The organism is Pseudoalteromonas sp. MT33b (assembly GCF_014117385.1).
In the GTDB taxonomy this organism is placed as follows: domain Bacteria; phylum Pseudomonadota; class Gammaproteobacteria; order Enterobacterales; family Alteromonadaceae; genus Pseudoalteromonas; species Pseudoalteromonas lipolytica.
Map to the genome: position 1 here is coordinate 745,009 of NZ_CP059832.1, position 22,320 is coordinate 767,328.

The 22,320-nt window shown below is 41.3% G+C and carries 17 protein-coding genes; 10 read left to right on the plus strand and 7 right to left on the minus strand.

Translation table 11 applies throughout. The features are described 5' to 3' along the window. The first annotated feature begins 236 nt into the window (after positions 1-236). A complete protein-coding gene (locus H3302_RS19235) occupies positions 237-482 on the plus strand; it encodes a hypothetical protein (RefSeq protein ID WP_036971961.1) in 246 nt (81 codons plus the stop codon). 93 nt (positions 483-575) lie between these two features. Then, positions 576-1,565 (plus strand): sensor domain-containing diguanylate cyclase, encoded by a 990-nt coding sequence (locus tag H3302_RS19240; RefSeq protein ID WP_036971958.1) that lies wholly within the window; start codon positions 576-578, stop codon positions 1,563-1,565. 53 nt (positions 1,566-1,618) lie between these two features. Here the strand turns inward: H3302_RS19240 and H3302_RS19245 are convergent, their stop codons facing one another. Continuing rightward, positions 1,619-2,908, minus strand: coding sequence for a sodium:proton antiporter (locus tag H3302_RS19245; protein WP_065979048.1), 1,290 nt, complete (start codon positions 2,906-2,908; stop codon positions 1,619-1,621). Between the two features lie 226 nt (positions 2,909-3,134). Continuing rightward, positions 3,135-4,214: a mechanosensitive ion channel family protein gene (locus H3302_RS19250; protein WP_083422899.1), complete on the minus strand. Its 1,080-nt coding sequence runs from the start codon at positions 4,212-4,214 to the stop codon at positions 3,135-3,137. Positions 4,215-4,606: 392 nt separating this feature from the next. Here H3302_RS19250 and H3302_RS19255 point away from each other — a divergent pair, with 392 nt between their 5' ends. The 5 genes from H3302_RS19255 to H3302_RS19275 all read left to right on the plus strand — a co-directional run bounded on the left by H3302_RS19255 (position 4,607) and on the right by H3302_RS19275 (position 12,096). Next, positions 4,607-6,802 (plus strand): M4 family metallopeptidase, encoded by a 2,196-nt coding sequence (locus tag H3302_RS19255; RefSeq protein ID WP_182396540.1) that lies wholly within the window; start codon positions 4,607-4,609, stop codon positions 6,800-6,802. A 55-nt stretch (positions 6,803-6,857) separates the two neighbouring features. Beyond that, positions 6,858-8,720: a M28 family metallopeptidase gene (locus tag H3302_RS19260; protein WP_182396541.1), complete on the plus strand. Its 1,863-nt coding sequence runs from the start codon at positions 6,858-6,860 to the stop codon at positions 8,718-8,720. A gap of 94 nt (positions 8,721-8,814) precedes the next feature. After that, positions 8,815-10,731, plus strand: a complete 1,917-nt coding sequence (locus tag H3302_RS19265) for an ATP-dependent DNA helicase (RefSeq protein ID WP_036971947.1) — start codon at positions 8,815-8,817, stop codon at positions 10,729-10,731. A 10-nt stretch (positions 10,732-10,741) separates the two neighbouring features. Then, complete coding sequence (gene tsaB, locus H3302_RS19270) at positions 10,742-11,434, plus strand: tRNA (adenosine(37)-N6)-threonylcarbamoyltransferase complex dimerization subunit type 1 TsaB (RefSeq protein ID WP_036971946.1); 693 nt, start codon at positions 10,742-10,744, stop codon at positions 11,432-11,434. A 338-nt stretch (positions 11,435-11,772) separates the two neighbouring features. Beyond that, positions 11,773-12,096, plus strand: a complete 324-nt coding sequence (locus tag H3302_RS19275) for a hypothetical protein (protein ID WP_065979051.1) — start codon at positions 11,773-11,775, stop codon at positions 12,094-12,096. A 62-nt stretch (positions 12,097-12,158) separates the two neighbouring features. Here the strand turns inward: H3302_RS19275 and H3302_RS19280 are convergent, their stop codons facing one another. After that, on the minus strand, positions 12,159-13,448 hold the full coding sequence (locus H3302_RS19280; protein WP_036971942.1) for an alkaline phosphatase: 1,290 nt from the start codon (positions 13,446-13,448) through the stop codon (positions 12,159-12,161). Between the two features lie 110 nt (positions 13,449-13,558). On the opposite strand from H3302_RS19280, the gene H3302_RS19285 reads away from it, so the two are divergent. The 3 genes from H3302_RS19285 to rnd all read left to right on the plus strand — a co-directional run bounded on the left by H3302_RS19285 (position 13,559) and on the right by rnd (position 17,373). After that, complete coding sequence (locus tag H3302_RS19285; RefSeq protein ID WP_182396542.1) at positions 13,559-14,410, plus strand: alpha/beta fold hydrolase; 852 nt, start codon at positions 13,559-13,561, stop codon at positions 14,408-14,410. Between the two features lie 117 nt (positions 14,411-14,527). Then, positions 14,528-16,186 (plus strand): long-chain-fatty-acid--CoA ligase FadD, encoded by a 1,659-nt coding sequence (gene fadD / locus H3302_RS19290; protein ID WP_182396543.1) that lies wholly within the window; start codon positions 14,528-14,530, stop codon positions 16,184-16,186. A gap of 56 nt (positions 16,187-16,242) precedes the next feature. Next, positions 16,243-17,373, plus strand: a complete 1,131-nt coding sequence (gene rnd, locus H3302_RS19295; RefSeq protein WP_036971939.1) for a ribonuclease D — start codon at positions 16,243-16,245, stop codon at positions 17,371-17,373. 888 nt (positions 17,374-18,261) lie between these two features. Here rnd and H3302_RS19300 read toward each other — a convergent pair. The 4 genes from H3302_RS19300 to H3302_RS19315 form a co-directional block, all read right to left on the minus strand. Continuing rightward, complete coding sequence (locus H3302_RS19300) at positions 18,262-19,092, minus strand: sugar phosphate isomerase/epimerase (RefSeq protein ID WP_182396544.1); 831 nt, start codon at positions 19,090-19,092, stop codon at positions 18,262-18,264. A 74-nt stretch (positions 19,093-19,166) separates the two neighbouring features. Continuing rightward, positions 19,167-19,922, minus strand: coding sequence for a gluconate 2-dehydrogenase subunit 3 family protein (locus H3302_RS19305; protein WP_182396545.1), 756 nt, complete (start codon positions 19,920-19,922; stop codon positions 19,167-19,169). Between the two features lie 2 nt (positions 19,923-19,924). After that, positions 19,925-21,604, minus strand: coding sequence for a GMC family oxidoreductase (locus H3302_RS19310; protein WP_036971935.1), 1,680 nt, complete (start codon positions 21,602-21,604; stop codon positions 19,925-19,927). Between the two features lies 1 nt (position 21,605). Further along, the gene (locus H3302_RS19315; protein WP_182396546.1) at positions 21,606-22,298 is read right to left on the minus strand and encodes a DUF1080 domain-containing protein; all 693 of its coding nucleotides are present in this window, start codon (positions 22,296-22,298) and stop codon (positions 21,606-21,608) included. Positions 22,299-22,320: the final 22 nt, after the last annotated feature.

Below are 22,320 nucleotides of genomic sequence, written 5' to 3' on the forward strand. Positions count from 1 at the left end.
CAGCGAAAAACCTGACAGGCTATTCCGGTGAATGATGGTGATGATGGATAGTTGTCAAGTTGAAGCGCATAATCTTTCCTGTGTTGCACTCGTTTGTCTAAACCAGTGCGTTAATCTGTTTAAATAAATTACGTATATAGATAAACATGTTTTTAATATTTTTGGCAAGCACTTTTTTTTGCAATTAAAGAATATGCTATAACGGTCGATAATAAGTGGATGGGTAGGAGGTACAAATGGATATCATGATCCCCTTTTTAGGACGCATCACGCGTTTACAACTTGAGAGTAAAGGTGCATTCCACATTGCGGGCGTAAAAGATGCGAACGTGCAGAGAATTGAACTCGAAAAGCGGCAAAAACGCGAAATTGAACGGCGTAAAAAAGCAGCCGAAAGTGCTAATAAAAGTGCTGATAAAAATGATAAAGATATTATCGAAGAAGGTGAAGACGGCAATAAGCACCTCGATACATGGGCTTAATGCTTAAGAAAATAAAATTATTTTTATCTCGTTTTCTAGCACTTTGTGCTAGGTTTGTAGAGTAAAATTAATTTTCAGATTCAAGGCGATATTATGGATAAGCCAGCAGTACCATTTAGTGAAAAAGCGCGCCTTGAAGAGCTTCGTGCACTCGAAATTTTAGATACCCCAAATGATCCAGCGCTGGATAGAATAACGCGCCTTGTTCAGCAGTTCTTTTCGGTCCCTATTTGTTTAATCAGTCTTGTTGATGAACACCGGCAGTGGTTCAAGTCATGCATTGGGGTCAGCGTAAAACAAACACCGCGTGATATCTCTTTTTGTGCCCATGCGATTTTAGATAATGGTCCATTGGTCGTCTGTGATGCATTGCTAGACCCTAGGTTTGCTGATAATCCCTTGGTGACAGGTGAGCCCAATATCCGTTTTTATGCCGGCAGCCCTATTACATTGCAGTCAGGCAATCGTATTGGCACTTTATGCATAATTGACCATCAGCCTCGATCGTTCACCCAAGAACAAGCGAATGTGTTAAAAGACTTTACCGCCATTATTGAACGAGAGCTTGCAGTGATGCAATTGGCAACAACTGATGAGTTAACATTATTGCCTAATCGACGAAGTTTCAGCAGTACGGCTGAGCGTTATTTAGATTTATGTATCAGACAAAATTTAAAAGCGAAGTTGGTCTTTATTGATCTCGATAATTTTAAACCGATTAACGATACGTTTGGTCATGCTACTGGCGATGAGGTATTGAAAGGCTTCGCCAATGTTCTAGCATCGTGTTGCAGAAAAGCAGATTTGTTTGCCCGATTGAGTGGCGATGAATTTGTTATTTTGTTTACTGATTTGAGTACCCAAGAATGCGAAGTCATTATGCAGCGATTAGCTGAGTCATTTAGTGAATTGTCAGGCCAATTTAAGCATAAATTTAACCTTAGTTTTTCGCATGGGATTGCCAATTTTTCAGGGCAAAAACCATGCTCACTGTCACACCTATTGGCGCTAGCAGATAGCCGAATGTACAAAACAAAAGTGATAAAAAAGAACCTATTAATACCAACCGAGTCAAATGTTTAACTTTTATTAGGTTCAACAATTAACTCAATTGGTATAACGCACATGCAGCGATACTATTTCTCAGTTACGTGTTTGGCAGATTGAATACTGCTTTGAATAAGTGGTGAAATAGTTAAGCCTTGCACAATAATAGAAAAAATGACGACGACGTAAGTCACAATGACAATTAAATCATGAAGGTCTGAGCCCGCAATCATTACTTGGTCGCGAGGTATTGCCGCAGCCATTGCCAGTGCTAACCCGCCTCTTAGGCCACCCCATGTTAGAATCTTCACAGAATGTTTGTCGTATTGCCTATACTTCTTGAAGAACATAAATGGCGTCCCCACGCTGATAAAACGCGCAAGTAATACAACAGGTACCATGAGTAAGCCAAGACCAATTTCTTGAATGGTGATAGGCATAGTGACAATTAGCATACCGATAATCAAAAATAGTAACGCATTTAAGAAACTGTCGGTTGCATGCCAAAAGTCTTTTACATAGCGAGTATCTTCAGGACCGGTTCGTTCAGTCGCTTTTGAGCGGGTAATATTACCCAACAAAATACCACTTGTGACCATTGCCAGAGCACCTGATATTTCCCAAATGTTAGCAGCTGCAAAGCCCGCAGTAGGAATGGTGAGTGTTAGTAATAAGCGAATATTAACATCGCGGCTATTAATGATTAAAAAGTGCCCGACTAATGCGATTACTAAACCAAACACAATGCCGCCGATTGCATCGACTAAAAATAACTCTGCTACGTCAGTAAACGTTGCCTCTGTACCATAAAAAGCCACCGAGAAAATAGTGGTAAAGATCACCAAACCAATACCATCATTAAACAAAGACTCACCTTCCACTTGCACAGAAATACCTTCTGGGGCTCGCATTTGTTTAATAATGGCTAACACGGCAATAGGGTCAGTAGGGCTAATTAATGCTCCAAATAACAAACAGTAAATGAAAGGGACAGGCCAGCCCACAAAAGCAAATAAATAATAGCTCAAGTACCCTACAATCACGGTTGAAGTAATGGTTGAAAATAGCACTAATGCGGTTATTTCCCACCGCTGTTTACGCAGCGCTGCTAAATTAATTTCAAGCGCACCTGCAAACAGCAAAAACCCTAGCATGCCCTTTAACAATAACTGATTAAAGTTAATACTTGAAACCACCTGAGTCATTTCGAGGGCTGTGGAATCACCGAGCATTTTAACGGCGAGAATAAGGAGTAAAGAAATAACAACAGAGCCTGTTGTTATAGCAATTGTTGTTTGCATTTTGAGGATGAACTGGTTAGCAAAAGCAATAAAAATAGCTAATGCTGAAAGAAAACAAATGAGGTACCAAGCATTCATTGTTTGACCTTAAATATTTTATAAACAAGACACAGAAAGCAGTCACTTTCTGGGCGCATATGGTACGCCTGTATCATACGTATGTCACAGTGTTTATGCGATTTTAATTAAATTTTAGAGTAAAAATTCAAGGTGCTGATTGCATTTGTATAATTGCTGTTAAAATTGTCTCAAAAGAGACAAATCCAACCTGTTGGAAAGTGCAATTATCATAAATTTAGCTAGGTCAATGTGAGTCTTTAAACGACGCAGACTCTTGTGTCGTGTTTATAGCACGAATAGGGTAAGGAATCACAATACCTTCTTGGGCGTAGCGTTTATGTAATGCTTTGATAAAAGCCGATTTCACCCAAAAACGATTAAAGTACTCTTTCACTCTTAGCATCACAGTAAAATTAATACTTGATTGATCAAAGGTGTGAAACACGACAAACGTGTCGTAGTCATCAATTCCCCATTCATGGCTTTTTAGAACTTGCCTTGCTACATCAAGTGTTATTTGCTCGACCTTTTCAAGATCGGAACCATAATGTACCCCCACTTCCACTGGCACACTGAGCTCTTTTTCAGGGTAAAAATAATTGATGATTCGCGATTTAGACAACTGACTATTGGGGATCACTATCATGTTATTGGGCAACATTTTCACCCACGTTGATCGCCAGCCTATTTTTTCAACAAACCCTTGGTCACCACTCTCAAGCTCGATAAAGTCGCCGACTCTAATAGGTTTATCGATAACCAGTTGAACCCCAGAGAAAAAATTTTCTAATGTCGGCTGTAAGGCAAGAGCAACGGCGAGGGAAGTGATCCCTAGCGACGCGATAATAGGCGTGATTGAAATACCTAATGTGCCTAATAAAACCAGTAGTCCAACACTGACAATGACACAGCGGATCACTCCTTTAATAATGCTGCGGCTGTTAGACACCACTAACGAGCGCGAACTGTAATAGTCAACTGTACCGAATAAGAAGTGATCTAAAAATAGCACTAAAGCAAAAATTAATATTGATTTCGCAGTCGCTGCGATAGGAAGCGGGTAGTCAGTTAGAAAATCAGTCATGTTTAATAAATGACCAAAAATAATCACAAGCACCATCATTGTGCATAAAGTAAGTGGCGTGGAAATTGAGTCGACGAGCAAAGAGTCAAACACAAAGTCTGTGCGCTGGGTCCACGTTTTTAAACAGTAAATAATTATAAACTTTATTAAAAACAATATAATAGCAGCTGTAAATGTGCCACCAATTACGAGTAGCCATGGCTCGTTTACCCACACATTTAGTGCCAATTCAGAAAACATCTTCAATCCTTACGCCTGAAGTTCTAGCTGTCACCTGCAATATATGTACCTAGCTATTGAGGAGGAAAAACCTGCTGATATGGTTTTTATCAACAGAGCATACGAGTAATCAGTTGGTGAAAAAATAAAAGGTACAAATGTATAATTAATGTTATGAAAATGTATAAAATAATTTACAGTATAGCGTTAATTGTTAACATTTCAGTTACCTTTAAATTTCCAATACATTGTAATATATGAACTTTATTTTTAGAGCTAATACTTTATTTGTAAATTTTTTGTTTCATTTTCATTTTTGCGTTTACCCATCTAGGCTGGTCACTAATCGGGAACATGTGCAGTCCGGTTACTAAAAAAACATTAAATACATAACAATCTAACGGAGCGTAAACGTGAATTTATCTAAAATCACACTAGCAACTCTTGCTGCTTTTGCTTTGACTCAAGCAACAAGTGCAGTAGCTGCGAATAAGCAATACTTAAATCAACAAATGGGGATTAACCAAGCTTTGCAAACTAATGCTGCATCGGTATTGATGGCAAGCCCTAATCAGTTAGTTGGTCTAGGTGCAGGGAATGATTTAGTTGTATTAAAAGAAATCAAAACAAATAACGGCCATACAACCCGCCGTTATCAGCAAATGTATCAAGGTCTACCTGTCATCGGCGACACGGTTAGCCTTACATTTGATAGTAATGGCCAGTTAAAACGCGCACATGGTGCGGCGGTGTATGATATTGCAGCAGACATTAGTTCAGTATCTCCTGTACTTAGCAAGAAAAAAGCCGTTGCTAAAGGGCTTGCAAATTCACCGGCAGCAATTAAATCGGTTGGCTTAAAAAAGCATAATGAACAGTCTCGTTTAGCTATTTGGTTAGATGAAAATAGTGTGGCACATCTGGTGTATGAAGTGTCTTATGTCACGTATGGCGATAACCCATCTCGTCCGTACCAAATTATTGATGCAAACAGCGGTGAAGTTTTATTTAGCTTTGATAACCTTCAACATGCCAGTGCAACAGGCCCAGGCGGAAATTTAAAAACGGGTAAGTATATTTATGGCACTGACTTTGACAGTCTAGATGTGGCTCAGTCGGGCAGCACTTGTACGATGGATAATGCCAATGTAAAAACCATTAATCTTAATGGTAGTACCAGTGGCTCAACGGCGTATTCGTTTACTTGTCCAGAAAATACATTTAAAGAAATCAATGGTGCGTATTCGCCATTAAACGACGCTCATTACTTTGGCAATGTTATTTTTAATATGTATAACGATTGGGTCGGCACAGCCCCCTTAACCTTCCAATTAAAAATGCGTGTTCACTACGGAAATAACTACGAAAACGCGTTTTGGGATGGAAGTGCTATGACCTTTGGCGATGGTCAAAACACGTTTTATCCTTTAGTCAGTCTTGATGTTTCAGCGCATGAAGTAAGTCATGGCTTTACCGAGCAAAACTCTGGTCTGGTGTATTCTGGTAAATCAGGTGGTTTGAATGAAGCTTTCTCTGATATGGCAGGTGAAGCCGCCGAATTTTATATGAAAGGCTCAAACGACTGGTTAGTTGGTCAAGAGATCTTTAAAGGCAATGGTGCGTTGCGCTATATGAATAATCCAACGCAAGATGGCAGCTCGATTGATCATCAGAATGACTATTACTCGGGTATGGATGTTCACTACAGCTCAGGTGTATTCAATAAGGCATTCTACAACCTTGCAACAACACCAGGTTGGGATACGCAAAAAGCCTTTGTGGTTATGGCTCGTGCGAACCAACTTTATTGGACTGCTAGCACAAACTGGGATCTTGCGGGTAACGGTGTTATGGATGCTGCCTGTGACTTAAGCTATGAACCCGCTGATGTTCAAGCTGCACTTGCGGCTGTGGGTGTAACGTCAAACCTCAGTGCAGGTAGCAGCTGTGGTGGCACAACAGAACCACCTACAGGCGATGAAGAACTAACAAATGGGGTTGCTCGCACAGGCATAAGTGGTGCAGCAAAAGAGCAGCTGTTCTTTACCCTTGAAGTGCCTGACGATGCAACTAACTTGCAGTTTAATACTACAGGTGGCAGCGGCGATGCCGATCTGTATGTGATGTATGGTTCAAAACCAACACTTAGCAACTTCGATTGCAAAAGTACGTCATCTACGAGTACGGAAAGCTGTGCAATCAGTAATGTGCAAGCGGGTACTTACTTTGTGATGGTGGAAGCATGGAATCAAATTTCAGGTGTATCACTAACAGGGAGTTTTGATACGAGCACCGGGGGAGGTGCCACACCAATTAACCGTACTGAATCTAACGTGAGTGTTGCCTCAGGTGGGTGGACTCGTTTCACGCAAGACCTCGATGCGGGATACTCATCGCTTGATGTGACTATTTCTGGTGGATCAGGTGATGCGGATTTGTATGTTAACTTTGGTTCTCAATCTACTACGTCAAGCTATGATTGCCGCCCTTATAAAAACGGTAATAGCGAAACGTGTACATTCTCAAATCCACAAGCGGGTACATGGTATATCGACCTTCGCGGCTACCGTGCTGCAAGTGGTGTAACACTGACCATTTCGGCTAACTAGCCTATTCTTCGGGAGCTTCGGCTCCCTTTTTTCTCACAGATAAAAAGGATTGATTATGACAACCCTCCTTACGCGGTGCTTAATTGGCATTGCTACACTCTCCGTTAGCCAACTAAGTCATGCCGGGTCAAACGAAACTATTTGGGTGACTATTGATGCGCTTGCAGCAGAGCACTTTAAAAAAGAGACAATGAGTCAACGTAAGCAAGATAACAATTTTGCCATGCAATCATCAACGCTAAACCAAGTAAATTTTATGCGCTTGAATAAGCAAGAGATCGCTGGGTTAAGTGAGTTCATGCATGATAATTACCATCGATGTGGTGGTTTTGTTGCTCATGATTCATTAGCAGACGCCGAGCTTTACACTCAACAGTTAAAGGGTGTTTCGCAGTTAGCTGCGAGCTCAAGTTTAGTTAATTATAGTCTTGATAATGCCGCTACAGTCAACGCGCTACTTTCATCTATTAACAGCAGTGAGCTCACTGATACCGTTAACAGCATGATGAACTTTCATAATCGATATTACTCGGCACAAAGTGGTGTTGATGCTGCCCAGTGGTTAAAAGGGCATTGGCAACAAATAGCCAGTAGTCGTAGCGATATCAGTGTTGATTATTTTAGCCATAGTTTTTCACAATCGTCGGTGATTGTAACGATACCCGGTGCAGAAAAAGCGAACGAAATAGTGATCATCGGTGGCCATTTAGATTCAATTAATCAGTCAAACCCAAGTAATGGTAGGGCTCCTGGCGCAGATGATAATGCATCGGGTATTGCCGTGCTCACCCAAGCGCTTAAAGCGATAGTCGAGAATAACTATCAGCCACAACGAACCATTCAAATTATGGGCTTTGCTGCTGAAGAAGTTGGGCTTAGAGGCTCAAAAGAAATAGCTGCCAATTACAAAGCACAAGGGAAAAATGTGGTAGGCATGGTGCAATTTGACATGACCGGTAATCATGGCAGTAGCACCGACATTGTTATGATGACAGACTATACAAACGCAGCACAAAACCAGTATTTATCACAGCTTTTAGATGCGTATCAACCAAACGTTAGTTACGGGTTTGACCAATGTGGTTATGGTTGTTCAGATCATGCGTCGTGGTATCAACAAGGTTTTGCTGCTTCAATGCCTTTTGAATCGCGTATGAGTGATATTAACCCGCTGATTCATACCTCCAACGATTTACAGTTTGACCCACAACATGCCAGTAAATTTGCAAAACTTGCCGTGAGTTATTTGGCTGAGATAGCTAAAAATGCCGGAGATGTTGTTCAAGAGCCAAGTAATGAACTTGAAAATGGCATTGCCACAACGAACATTGCAGGGGCAGCCAAAGAACAGTTATTTTTTACCCTTGAAGTACCCGCAATGAGCAGTAATCTTGAGTTTGTTACTCAAGGTGGCACGGGGGATGCCGACTTATATATAAAATTTGGCAGCAAACCAACATTGCAAGATTTTGACTGTAAGAGTACAACATCATCAAGTAACGAGCGTTGTTTAATATCGAGCATTAAAGCAGGCACTTATCATGTGATGGTTGAAGCTTGGAATGAAATTTCAGGTGTCTCCCTAACGGGTCGTTTCAACGAGACGAGGAGTGGCAGTAGTATCGACCGTACAGAAAGTAATATTAGTGTCGCTGCTGGAAGTTGGCAACGCTTTACACAGCAAATACCGGCTGGTTTGAGTCGTTTAACCGTGGCAACTTCAGGTGGCAGCGGTGATGCCGACTTGTATGTGAATTATGGCTCAGCTTCCACAGCTTCAAATTATCAGTGTCGCCCCTATAAGAATGGCAACGAAGAAACATGCCAAATTGATAACCCGCAAAGTGGTACTTGGTACATAGATATACAGGGATACCGTGCTGCGTCGGGAATAACGTTAACAATTCAAGCACAGTAATCGTCCTTTTTGCTAATGAGGAAGCCCGCCTTCCTCATTTAGTCTTGCCCTTGGCAAGTCAGTTACGTAAAATCTGGCCATCACTTTTAATCTATTGGCGAAGTTTATCAAACAACTTTTCAGTGCCACTGGCCCTCTTGCGCTTTCTCTTGATGGATACACACCTCGACAGCCACAAATTGATATGGCTGTTGCGGTTGATGACGCCTTGCAAAAACGTCATCAATTAGTGGTTGAGGCAGGAACGGGGACGGGTAAAACTTATGCTTACTTGGCTCCTGCATTAAAATCAAAAGGTAAGACAATTATTTCTACTGGGTCAAAAGCCCTGCAAGAGCAGTTGTTTCATCGTGATTTGCCAAACTTAGTAAAAGCATTAAGCGCGACAAAAAAAGTGGCCTTGTTAAAAGGCCGTGCAAACTATTTATGTACATATCGGTTAAGTCAGCATGTAGCGCACGTGCCAACAGATGACCCGGATGTCATGCATCAATTAGCAATGGTCGCAAAATTTGCCAGCGAAACACGTTCTGGCGATTTAGCCGATTGTATTGGTATTGAAGAAGATGCAAAAGTGCTGCCCTATGTCAGTTCAACGGCCGATAATTGCTTAGGGAAAGAGTGCCCTGACTTTCAAGATTGTTATATACGTAAAGCACGATTAAATGCGATGGAAGCCGATGTTGTGGTGATTAATCACCACTTATTCTTCGCTGATATGGCGGTAAAAGACACCGGTTTTGCTGAATTAATGCCAACAGCCGATGCCTATATTTTTGATGAAGCACACCAATTAAGTGAGATTGCCAGTGATTACTTTGGTGAAAGTGTCAGTACAAAAAAGCTGGTGGATTTAATTAATGATCTGCGGGCAATTTACCGTGCCGATATCCCCGATATGTTGCAGCTGGGTAAAACGCTCAATAAACTAGAAACCAGTGTGGCTGACTTACGCTTGCAGTTTGGTATTGATGGCAGTCGCGGAGATTGGCGAGAAAAGCTGGCCGATAAAGATATCTGCGCGGCACTGCATCGGGTGATAAGCGATCTCGACTTTTTATATCAAGTACTAAAACTATGCTTAGACCGCAGTGAAAAAATAGAGCATCCCTTTGAACGCACGTTGGCCTTTAAAGGGCAGCTTGAACGCGTATTCGATACAGCACAAACAGGTTATAGCTATTGGTACGAAACCACGCGTCGCTATTTAACGGTGAACATTACGCCGCTGAACGTGTCGGCAAAATTTGCACAGATGATGAAAGACACTGGGGCTGGATTTGTTTTTACCTCAGCCACGTTGTCGGTAGATAATGATCTTGGCCACTTTAACGCCAGCCTTGGTTTAAAACCCGCGCAAAGCATGATTGTTGAAAGCCCATTTGACTATGAACAACAGGCCTTGCTGTGTTTACCTCGCTATTTACCTGAGTCGCACGCTAACAACATGCCACATGCCATTATTAAGTTAACGCTTGAGCTTATTAAATCAGCCAAAGGGCGTTGCTTTGTACTGTTTACAAGTTACCGTATGATGCATTTGGTGGCGGAAGGGTTAACCACACAATTAGATTACCCGGTATACATGCAAGGGCAAATGTCAAAACGCATTATTCTTGAAAAATTCACTCGCCACGGTAATGCTGTTTTACTTGGCACTGCCTCTTTTTGGGAAGGGGTGGATGTTAGAGGCAGTACATTAAGTTGTGTTATTATTGATAAATTGCCGTTTGCTGCACCAGACGACCCCCTGCTTCAAGCGCGCATGCAAGATTGCCAACTGCAAGGTAAAGACCCTTTTGCGCATATTCAATTACCTCAAGCGGTAATTGCCCTGAAGCAAGGAGTAGGGCGCCTTATTCGTGATAACAAAGATAAAGGTGTATTGGTTATTTGTGATAATCGATTAGTGACACGCCAATACGGCCAAGTATTTTTAAAAAGTTTGCCACCCATGCGACGTACGCGTGATTTAGCAATGGCAAACGCCTTTTTAGAACAGATCAATTAGAGTAATGTAGATGATTAAACAAAATATTCTTGCCCTCGATGCATCAACAGAAGCCTTATCAATTGTGCTTCATTATCAAGGGCAAACATTTCATCATTTTGAAGAGTGCCCGCAACAGCACAGTCAAAAAATCTTGCCTTTAATTGATGAATTATTAACCAAAGCGCAATGTAAATTAACGCAGTTAGACGTGATTGGTTTTGGTCAAGGCCCCGGCAGTTTTACGGGGGTACGTATTAGCGTAGCCATCGCACAAGGTTTGGCCTATGCGGCCAAATTACCGCTTGTGGGTGTATCAACGCTGCAAATGATGGCTCAGCAAGCACATGAACAACATCATGTTTCAGATGTGTTCTCAGCAATTGATGCACGTATGGGGGAAATATACTTTGCTCAATATCAAGCAAATGAGCACGGTTTAATGACACTTGTGAATGAAGAACAAGTGATTAAACCAGAACTACTTACCCTGCCAGATAACTCCGCAACGGCGGTAGGTACAGGCTGGAAAACGTACCCAGAACTTGTCAGTGAAATGGCAAATATAAGCGTAAGTCCAGATATTTTATTGCCTGATGCTCAGTACATGTTGGCATCGGTTGCCAGTGCCTTTGAAAAAGGTGATACGGTAAGTGCTGCAAATGCTCAACCTAAATATGTGCGAGATACTGTAACGTGGAAAAAGCTTCCCGGGCGTGAATAACGAGAACATGTTGACCTTTCATAATTAAAATGTGTTCACGCTAGAAGGGATTTAATCGCGGTGCGAGGTTTGTAACCTAGTGAGCTGAGTAATAACCGAGCTGAGTGATAATCGAGCTGAGTAATAATCAAGCAAACCTGCCGCGTGCTGTTCATGCTCTCACCTATATTATGTAGGCAACCAAGAGTTAATCGCCCCTAGGAAGAACTCGAAGGGCAGCGCATGTTTGGTATGTATACTGCGTTATAACCTATTTATGGGGAATAACCACACCCTAAACTTGCAGCGTTGGCAATTATGACACATAATTTAAGCATCTTTAAATTGGGATTAAGACCTTGACGTTACCGATTGGCTCAGGCTTTTTCACTGGCGATATACCGGGTCAGTATAGCCGTAAAAATACCGTAACTGATGCGCCTAAGGCGATATCAGACCAATCGGCTGAGCAAAAATCGTCAACGGAATATGTTAAAACGAGCCCTCAAGGTGTTGCGCTCGCAGCCGAATTTAAAACAGAGTCACAAAACTATCAGCAAACCATTTACGATAAGCCAAATAACCCGAAAATTAGCCGTGCTATTTCGACGTATACCGAGTTTGCTAATTTAGAGCGACGTGCTGAGGTGCAAAGCCTGATAGGTGTAGATGTGTACGCTTAATGTGAAAACGATAAACATAAAAAAGCCTAAACACTTGTTTAGGCTTTTTTCGTTTAAAACGATTACTGTTTAATAAAATCAATCAACTTATCAGCAATGTCTGTGTTGTTTTGCGAACCGTAAAAGTCTTTTGCGCGCTGACCGTAAGCAAAAACTTGTACGTCAATAGCTGTATGACCACCCGTTGTCCAGCCAGTAAAACTAGCGTGGTTAATAATATCTTTTACAGCAAGGAGTAACGCTTTATCACCCATTTTTTTAGCTTGCTCAAGTTTGATACTATTTTCTTCGGTAAATTCAATATTAGTATAACGTTGCCATACTGACTTTAAGTCGTCAGTTTTTTGTAACTCATCAGTAATGGTACCCGCCGTCGCTTTAACACCTTTAACGACTTCTGTTTCCCACTTATATTGACCGTGAGCACCCAGAGTTAAACCACCTGTTGAGTGATCAGCTGTGATGACAAGTAACGTGTCTGGGTTTTTATCAACATACGCTTTTGCCTGTTCGATAGACTTTGCAAAGTCGTCCATTTCACCCATTGCACACGCGATATCGTTCGCATGACCACACCAATCAATTTGACTGCCTTCGATCATGACAAAGAACCCTTTATCATTTTGACCATCAAGTAAATCAAGCGCTTTAGACGTCATTTGTGTTAAACGTGTTGGGTTTTCGTCCAGCGCAAACGGTAAACCGACTTCGGCAAATAAACCCAGAGCAGGTATTTGCTTTATCTCATTAAGGGCTGCAAAGTCATCACTGTACTGATAACCAGCCGATTTAAACTCTTCTACAAGATTGCGATCATCACGTACATAGTATTTCGTACCGCCACCTAACATAAGATCGACGGGTAATTTACCGGCGATTTTATTATCAATATAGTCGTTAGCAATTTCGTCATAGTTACGACGAGATTCATTGTGCGCTGCAAAACTCGCAGGTGTTGCATGATTAATTTGTGACGTTGCCACAAGAGCCGTTGTCATGCCACGCTCTTTAGCTATTTCGAGCATTGTTTTGACTGGCTTTTTGTCAGTATCAACGGCGATAGCGCCATTATAACTTTTTCGTCCACTGCTTAACGCTGTTGCGCCCGCTGCACTGTCTGTCACATAAGTATGGTCATCAGGGTAAGTGTGCGCCATACCACGTAAAATAGTATCGAATACAGTGGGGTCTACAACTTTGGTGTTTGGATCATCTTTAAAGTAACGATAAGCGGTGGTATATGCAGGGCCCATTCCATCACCAATCATATAAATGATATTTTTTGGTGCAGATTCAGCCATAACTGAACTTGCTGAGCATAATAATGCTAAAAGACTTAATTTAAATTTCATTGATGTAACCTTATTATTGTGCCCTTATTTATACTGCCGAGATTATTGTATACTAGCCAGACGATAAATAAACGCCTTTAAGTTGAAACGTTTAAAAAATAGGAGCAAGTGTGCAGCCTTTTTCTTATCAAACTGGCGATAAAACCTTGCATGGCCTAACCTTTGGTCATGGTGAAGAGGTTGTGATTGCTTTACACGGATGGCTAGATAACGCAAATAGTTACCTACCTATGCTACATAATGCGACCTTAAACCACACATGGTATTGCGTTGATTTTCCGGGGCACGGCTTATCAGATTGGCGTAATAAAGATGCACATTACTACTTTATAGATTACATTGATGATATCTATATGTTACTTGCGACACTCAATGTGGATCGTGTTCACTTAGTTGGTCATTCGATGGGAGCGATGGTTGCAGGCGTTTTCGCAAGTTGCTTTCCAGAAAAAGTGGCCTCGGTCAATTTTATAGAAGGGATAGGCTGTGTGACTACACCCAGTTCAGATACAGCGAGTCAACTTCGAAAAGCAATTTTGAACCGGGCACGTGTAAACACTAAACAGCCACGCGCATTTGAGTCAAAGGCGCACATTATTAGTGCAAGACTCGCCAGTGGCGATTTAGCGTACCCGCACGCTGCGCTCCTCATGGAGCGTAATTGTTATGAAAAGGGTGGTAAGTGGTACTTGAGAACCGATCCTAAGCTTAAAAATCATTCAGGGTTTCGTTTTAATGAGGCACAATGTGAAGCAACAATCAAACTCATTAAAGCCCCATGCCAGCTTATAATGGGCGATAAAGGATTTGAATTCGTAAAACAAAACTTAGATGCTTATGGTAAATATTACAAGGAGTTAAAAATTCATCAGATACCAGGCGGTCACCATTGCCATATGCAAAGTCCTGCATTAACCTTAGAACACATTCATGCATTTATTAGGCACGATAAAGCAAGTTAATTGTATAATTGCACCAAATATGGGATTATCTGCACCATTAGAGTATTTACTCCATTGTGAAACGGCCTTAGTTAGATTAAGGTTATTAAAAAATATAATTATAAACAGGAGCTAAGAGTGGAAAAAATCTGGCTTAAGCGCTACCCAGAAGGTATGCCTGAAACAATCGACCCTGAGCATTATCACTCGTTACTCGACTTGTTTGAAAAAAGTTTTGCTGACTATAGTGACCTTCCAGCCTTTACTAACATGGGTAAAGTGTTGACCTACAGCGAAATCGACAGTGCAACAAAACGTGTTGCGTCGTACATTCAAAATGATCTTGGTCTAAAAAAAGGCGATAAAGTAGCGGTAATGATGCCTAACTTACTGCAAACGCCGGTAACAATTTTAGGTATTCTTCGCGCTGGTTGTGTAGTGGTTAATGTCAATCCACTTTACACGGTTCGTGAATTAGAGCATCAGTTAAATGACTCTGAGTCATCTGCAATATTTATTCTTGCTAATTTTGCTGACACCCTCGAAAAAGCATTACCAAAAACGAACGTCAAACACATTGTGGTCACACAAGTGGGCGACATGGTTGGCGGCCTCAAAAAGCATATCGTTAACTTTGTTGTTAAATATATCAAAAAAATGGTGCCAAGTTACTCACTCCCGAATGTAATCAAGTTTTCTGATGCGCTTGCGGGTGATGAAGCAATCTATAAAAAGCCAGATGTCGATCTTAACGACTTAGCATTCTTACAATACACAGGTGGAACAACCGGTGTGTCAAAAGGGGCTATGTTATCGCACGGTAATATGGTTGGTAACCTTGAACAAGTATCAGGTTGTTTAGATAATGTTTTAGAGCGCGGTAAAGAAGTGGTTATTACAGCACTGCCGCTTTATCACATCTTTGCACTGACAGCTAACTGTTTAACCTTCATGAAATATGGTGGCTTAAACGTGCTGATCACAAACCCACGTGATATGCCTGGTTTCGTCAAAGAGTTAGCGCAACATAAATTTACAGCCGTGACGGGTGTAAATACGTTGTTTAATGGTTTATTGAATACTCCGGGATTTGCTGAACTTGATTTCTCAAGTTTAAAAATGTCATTAGGCGGTGGTATGGCGGTGCAACGTCCTGTTGCAGAAAAATGGCAAGCTGTCACAAAAACCAAATTGATGGAAGGCTATGGCCTAACTGAGTGTGCGCCACTTGTTACAGTGAGTCCATACGATCTAGACAGCTACAATGGCTCAATTGGTTTACCTGCGCCAAGCACTGATATTAAGCTAATGCTTGAAAACGGTGAAGAAGCAGCAAAAGGTGAACCCGGCGAACTATGGGTTAAAGGCCCACAAGTTATGCTCGGTTATTATAATCGCCCAGATGCCACAGCTGAGTGCTTAAAAGATGGCTGGTTTGCAACAGGTGATATTGCGACATACGATGATGAAGGTTTCTTCTATATTGTGGATCGTAAGAAAGACATGATCATTGTGTCGGGCTTTAATGTATTCCCAAATGAGATTGAAGAAGTGGTTGCAATGCACGAAGGTGTGCTTGAAGTCGCAGCAATCGGTATCCCGCATGAAGTAAGTGGTGAACAAGTTAAAGTTTTTGTCGTGAAAAAAGATCAATCTTTAACTGAAAAAGATATAATAAAACACTGTCGTGATAATTTAACGAACTATAAGGTGCCTAAACTGGTTGAGTTTAGGGATGAATTACCAAAAACAAACGTTGGTAAGATTCTGAGAAGAGCCTTAAAGGACGAAAAATAATAAGAGCCGGCATTAGCCGGCTTTTTTTATGGTAATTGATATTTAAAGGGGTATAAGTGCAATACCAAGTGATCGAAACGCAAAACCAATTAAATGATTTTGTAGAACAAATTACAGGCAAGTCTGTGCTTGCTATTGATACCGAATTTATGCGCCGTCGCACCTTGTACCCAGAGGTTGCACTTATTCAAGTTTTTGATGGTGAGCATTTAGCGCTAATCGATCCATTGGCAGAGTTGTCGCTTTATGATTTTTGGCAAGTGCTTAAAAACCCTGATGTTTTAAAGGTGTTGCACTCTCCGTCAGAAGATATTGAGGTGTTTCAAAAGTACGCGGGTTTTGTTCCAACCCCCTTGTTTGATACCCAGTTTGCACTGCAAATTTTAGGGCATGGCAACTGCATGGGGTTCGCCCACATGGTCAAAGAATTACTTGATATCGAAATAGATAAAAGCGAATCAAGAACAAACTGGCTACAACGCCCATTAACCAAAAAACAGCTAGATTACGCAGCAGCCGATACTTTTCATTTATTACCTTGTTTCGAAATAATTAAAAAGCAAATTGATGAAGCTGGCTTTTTTGATATCGTCATTAGTGAAAGTGAGTTGGTTGCGCAAAAACGGGCTTATCAAACGCCTTATGATCAGCTTTATAAAGATATTAAAAATGCATGGCAATTGCGTCCTCATGACTTAGCCGTATTACGAGAGCTTGCTGCATGGCGCCGTGAAAAAGCTGAGCGAAAAAACCTCGCGCTTAACTTTGTAGTGAAAGAGCACAATATGGTTGAAATTGCCAAACGTAAACCCGCAAGCTTAAACTCTTTACGCCGTGTACCGGGTATTGAGCCGATGGAAGTAAATCGTTCGGGGGTTGAAATATTACAATGCATCGAGCGAGGAAAAGCGATTGACGTTAGTGAGCATCCGCAGCAATTAAAGCGTCTTATTGATTTTCCAGCTTATAAAAAGGCGGCGAAAGATATTAAGCAAAAGATCACTAAAGTAGCAAAAGAGCAGGGTATTCCAGAAGATGTCTTAGCGTCTAAAAAGCAAATTAACCAATTAATAAGTTGGAACTGGAAGCTCGATAACGAAGAACGAAAAACGTCATCTAAGCCTGACTTATTCAATTCTTGGCGCTATGAATATGTTAAAGATGCTCTTAAAGAATGGGATAACTAAGAGCCCACTCTTTAAACAGAGCCTGACTGTGGTTTGACTATATTTTTCACTAAATAGTCAAACCACCTGGTGGCTGCTTCTATAAAGCGCATTAAAATTCAATGTCTTAAATAACACCCTCTAAATAGTATGATTTAATAAATATAAGCATGGTGCGTTTTCACAACATGATTTTATTAAAGTATCTTTCCTTTGCTTAAGCGGTTAGAGCAGTTTTCTGTGTTTATTTTTTTCGTGTAGCCAATTTAATAAATTGGAATTATAGCGTTTTAGTCCTTGTGTTTGCCGTGAGGTTAACGTGTAGAAGGGGGCAAAAAGAAAGAACCTATCACCAAACATAATGACACAGTGAAAACCACATTTTGAATAGTGACGGAGCAATTTGATCCGACTGGCTTCAATGTGAAAGTTGCCGAACATAGAACGATAAAATACGCCATGATGGCATATTGTTAATTCACTTTTGGAGCTAATAACTAAGACGATAATTATTGCAGATATGAAAACGGTTGTTAGCAACGTTAATTGATAAATGAGATACTTTTCAGGTAAATATTCTAAAAGAATCAACAGGGTAAACAGTATAAAAGCGAGTATTAATAACACGCTTTTCTCTGAATTTTTCTTCAGCGTTAGGACTTTCATGCTCTATCCTTGAGATGTTTTTCTTTATATTACGATCCTTTTAATATATGACAACCAGCCTAAAAGAGGGTATTCTGTCCCTTTTTTGATTATATTGTATTATTTAATATGAAGTTCCTTTTTTGAATCAGTATGTAACATAATGCGGTTTAAATTTATTGGGTGAAGAAATTAACGAGAATTTTACCGATTATATGCTCAATAACACTCGTTATTTTTCTATATAACGTCATTAGCAGGGATTTACATCCCCACTAAAATTTTATCTAAGTTCTTTTTCGATTTTGCTACACTTTGCAGTGGCGTTAACCCCTCAGGGTATTCCTCTTGCTCAAGCACTAACCATTGGGTATTACCATCTGTTTCTAAGGTGTCGATGATTTCTGGCCAATCTATGCTGTTTTCACCAATAATGGGGCTGAGTATGCTGCCATTTTTAGTACGAACTTTTATGTGTGTTGAGAGCGTTCGCTTGGGGTATTTTTTTATGAAATAAAGAGGGTCTTTACCCGCGTAATTAACCCAGCCAATGTCTAGTTGTAATGGCATACTATTTGGGGTGTTGCTAGCGATATAATCCCAAAATGTTGCGTTATTAAATGCATTAAACTCTATATTATGATTGTGAAAACCGATCTTCATATCATAGCGGCTTGCATAATTACTGACTTTAGTCAGTTCTTTAACCAATGATTTAACGCCTTCTGGATGCCATGCTCGCTCATCCCAAGGGACATACAGTGTTGTTACCCCAAGTGTTTTGTAAAAAAGGAGTGTGCTATCAATATTGCTTTCATTGAGTGCATCAAAGCCGACGTGAGCACTACTGGCAAGTAAGCCCAATTCAGTTAGTTTTGCTTTGAGGCCGGCAGGGTTATCACTGTAAGGGCCAAAGTCTGCGGCAAACTCAACGCCATCAAATCCCATTTCAGAGAGTGATTTTAAAGTATTATGGAAATCTTTTTTAAGGGAGTCCTTAACCGACCATAATTGCACACTGACTGGAATAGTCGCCAATAACTGACTGCTAAATACAAAGCAAATTAAAAATAATAAATAACGAGAGTTAAACATATTTAAATCCTAAAAAAGCAGGGGAGTTAACCCCCTGCATTGCAGTGTGTTATAAAACAACACAAGGGGGGAAGCTAATCGGTATAGGCGTATTCGCTCAAGCCTAGGTCTACTAAAACCTGATCTAAATGCGCTTTTGCCTCGTCAGACGGTCCCGGATAATCGCCTGCAATAGGCACATTTCCTAAGTAGCCAATGTCTTTACAGCCCTCAGGCGTGCAGAAGAAAGCGGCTAACACCAACTCTTTAAAGCGTAAAAATGCTTTACCAATACGTTGAAATTGGGCAGGTGTTTGTTCATTAAAATAAGCAATATCATCTAAAATTGCGCGATGCTGTTGCTCACTTAATTCGGTAAATGGCTTCTTAAAGCGCAGCTTAGATTCGTCGTTTATCCACACAAGTGAATTTAAAATTTTAATGCGGTCACGTTGTTGTCCTTCATAAGGTGCGCTAACCCATTCATTGATAACCGCCGGTACGTGCAACTCACTTGCCGATGGAATAGTGCCTTCGCGCGGCACAATATAATCGGATAATAACGCCACTAATGTTATTTCGTCCGCCGTTAATGTCAATGGCCATGGTGATTGTGGTGGGATCACTAAATTGGGATCTTGGCCATAACCTTTTGCGGTAATAGGTTTAATATCTAAGTCCGGCCAATGCCCCTCAGTTGAGGATGCTGCACCGATTTCAAGTGCTTTTGTACACCCTGCGGTTAGCCCGACCGCTGAGCCTGCGGCTAATAAGCCTAGCCACTTTAAAGAGTCTCGTCGACTCATTCCTGAAACATAGTTATAGGTTTCGTGTTCGTTACGATGATGCATAATTAAAGTACCCCATTATCAATTTGTTGAGCAAGCCAAGTTGAATTACGCATTGCCAGCGTCATGATGGTGAGCGTACAGTTTTTATGTGGGTTTGAGGCAAACACCCCTGCATCCATGACGAACAAGTTATTACAATCCCACGTTTGACCCCATTGATTAGTCACAGAGTCTTTCTTTGAGCTGCCCATGCGTGTGGTACCTACCTCATGGATAATCTCGCCACCTTTTGAAATAGCTTTTTCGGCAGGCGGGAGTTCACCAACCTCTGCGCCCATGTTTTCAAGGATTTGTTTGGCCGTTTTTAAGCCATGCTCAATTTGCTTTAATTCACGATCAGACCACTTAAAGTGGAATTTCGAAACCGGAATACCCCATTTATCTTTAACGTTTTCGTCAATTTCCATGTAAGTATCTTTATTTGGTAACATTTCACCGCGTAGCGCAAATCCTACATAAGAGCCATACGCATCGCGAATTTGTTGTTTTAAGGCGGGGCCGTAGCCTTGTTTATCGCCAGACACACCTGAACCAGGTTGTCTGAAGCCGCCACCAATTTCAAAGTGATAACCACGTGGGAAATCTAACTCATTGTTAGCTTGAGCTTGATGGCCCCACCAAGGAATGAATAAGTGGTTTGCGGTATGACCATCTTCGTTATAACGCGGGCGGCCTTTTAGCGCTGGAATTTGTGCTCCTAGCCATGCACCTGTTGAATCCATTAAATTACGACCAACCTGACCACTCGAATTAGCAAGACCTTTAGGGTGTGTTTTGTGTTTAGAGTTTAATAAAATACGCGCTGATTCGCAGGCACTGGCCGCAAGAATTACCACATCAGCTTCAAGAGCGTGCTCTGTGACCGTTTTCTTATCAACATAGGTTACACCCGTTACTTTACCTTGATCATTAACAGCCACCGATTTTACCATTGCATCAGTAATCACTTTTAAATTACCCGTTGCTTTTGCCATAGGTAACAGCGATGTTGTTGTTTGGAATGCGGCACCAATTGAGCAACCAGAGCCACATGGTGTTGCATAGAAGCATGCTAAACGGTCGTCTTTTGGACGGGTTAAAACCGCACGATGCATTGGCACAGCTTGAATGCCCAATTTCTTTGCAGAAGCAGCAATTAATAACTCTGGTACGCGGGGTTTTGGTGGTGGCTGCAAAATACCCGGCGATGAATCTGGCATATCTTCATGGCCAGTGTTAGTGCCACACACACCAACGAGCTCTTCTGTTTTGTCGTACCAAGGTGCTAAGTCGGCATACTCGAAAGGCCAGTCCGCACCGTGACCATCACGGCTTTTACCTTTAAAGTCGTGTTCACTAAAGCGCAGAGAGTAACGACCCCAGTGATTAGTCCTGCCGCCTAACATGCGAGCGCGCCACCAATAAAAGTCGCTGCCTTTTGCACTGGTGTATGGCTCATCGGGTACTTGCCAACCGCCATCGACCGTTGCATCGTAGAAACCAAAGTTTTTATCTTTGTTGCCTGCCCCCATTAATGGAGCCTCGCTATTGCGGCGAAACATTGGGCTTTCTGTTTTTGGATCATAATGGCGACCTGCTTCTAACAGCAGTACTTTATGACCTAGTTTTGTAAGTGTGTAAGCGGCCATTGCGCCACCCGCACCAGAGCCAACAACCAATACCTTATGTTTAAATTCAGACATCTTAAAGCTCCTTAATTTTTATATTTTTAAACCACACTTTATCGCCGTGATCTTGAAGCCCGATATGGCCTTGCTTAGCCGTTGCAAAGTTTTGCCAATTGGCAAACTTACTGCCTTTTACAAGTGTGTTCCATGTTGTACTACCAATAACGATGCTTGTCGTACTAATGCCGTTTTGCCAAACTTGTAGATGGTTGTCTTGCATTTTTATACGCACATGGTTCCAGCTATTGGCGGGTTTATGTGCAGCAGCAGGGGCAGCGAATAAATCATAAATTGAGCCAGCTAAATGAGAGTCAATTTTGTTATCTGGGTGCTCTTTGTTATCAATAATTTGAATCTCTGGCGCATGTGAATAAATCATTTGTCCTGCTTCATCGGCCAGCACAAAAATACCACTGTTGCCCTTGGTTGAAATTTTCCAATCAATGTGCAGTTCAAAGTTTTGATATTGTTTCTTGGTTAGTAGGTCACCACCTCCTTTTGTTAATGTCATGGCGCCATCTTCAATAACCCAAGCTGGATTTAAAGAGTCACTTTTAAAATTACGCCACTGTGACATGTCTTTGCCATCAAACAGTAACTGCCATCCGGCGTTTTTTTCTTGTTGTGTTAGCTGATTATCAGTCGCATTAGCGAGTGCACAGCTACTAACTGTGAGCACTAAAGTCAGTGCTTTGAGAGATTTAAACATGGTGTTCCTCGACGATTTACTT

What these genes read in the sequence shown, in the direction of transcription:
- H3302_RS19235 (WP_036971961.1), top strand. Translation starts at nt 237, where the DNA reads ATGGATATCATGATCCCCTTTTTAGGACGCATCACGCGTTTACAACTT.
- H3302_RS19240 (WP_036971958.1), top strand. Translation starts at nt 576, where the DNA reads ATGGATAAGCCAGCAGTACCATTTAGTGAAAAAGCGCGCCTTGAAGAG.
- H3302_RS19245 (WP_065979048.1), bottom strand. Translation starts at nt 2,908, where the DNA reads ATGAATGCTTGGTACCTCATTTGTTTTCTTTCAGCATTAGCTATTTTT.
- H3302_RS19250 (WP_083422899.1), bottom strand. Translation starts at nt 4,214, where the DNA reads ATGTTTTCTGAATTGGCACTAAATGTGTGGGTAAACGAGCCATGGCTA.
- H3302_RS19260 (WP_182396541.1), top strand. Translation starts at nt 6,858, where the DNA reads ATGACAACCCTCCTTACGCGGTGCTTAATTGGCATTGCTACACTCTCC.
- tsaB (WP_036971946.1), top strand. Translation starts at nt 10,742, where the DNA reads ATGATTAAACAAAATATTCTTGCCCTCGATGCATCAACAGAAGCCTTA.
- H3302_RS19280 (WP_036971942.1), bottom strand. Translation starts at nt 13,448, where the DNA reads ATGAAATTTAAATTAAGTCTTTTAGCATTATTATGCTCAGCAAGTTCA.
- H3302_RS19300 (WP_182396544.1), bottom strand. Translation starts at nt 19,092, where the DNA reads ATGTTTAACTCTCGTTATTTATTATTTTTAATTTGCTTTGTATTTAGC.
- H3302_RS19305 (WP_182396545.1), bottom strand. Translation starts at nt 19,922, where the DNA reads ATGCATCATCGTAACGAACACGAAACCTATAACTATGTTTCAGGAATG.
- H3302_RS19310 (WP_036971935.1), bottom strand. Translation starts at nt 21,604, where the DNA reads ATGTCTGAATTTAAACATAAGGTATTGGTTGTTGGCTCTGGTGCGGGT.
- H3302_RS19315 (WP_182396546.1), bottom strand. Translation starts at nt 22,298, where the DNA reads ATGTTTAAATCTCTCAAAGCACTGACTTTAGTGCTCACAGTTAGTAGC.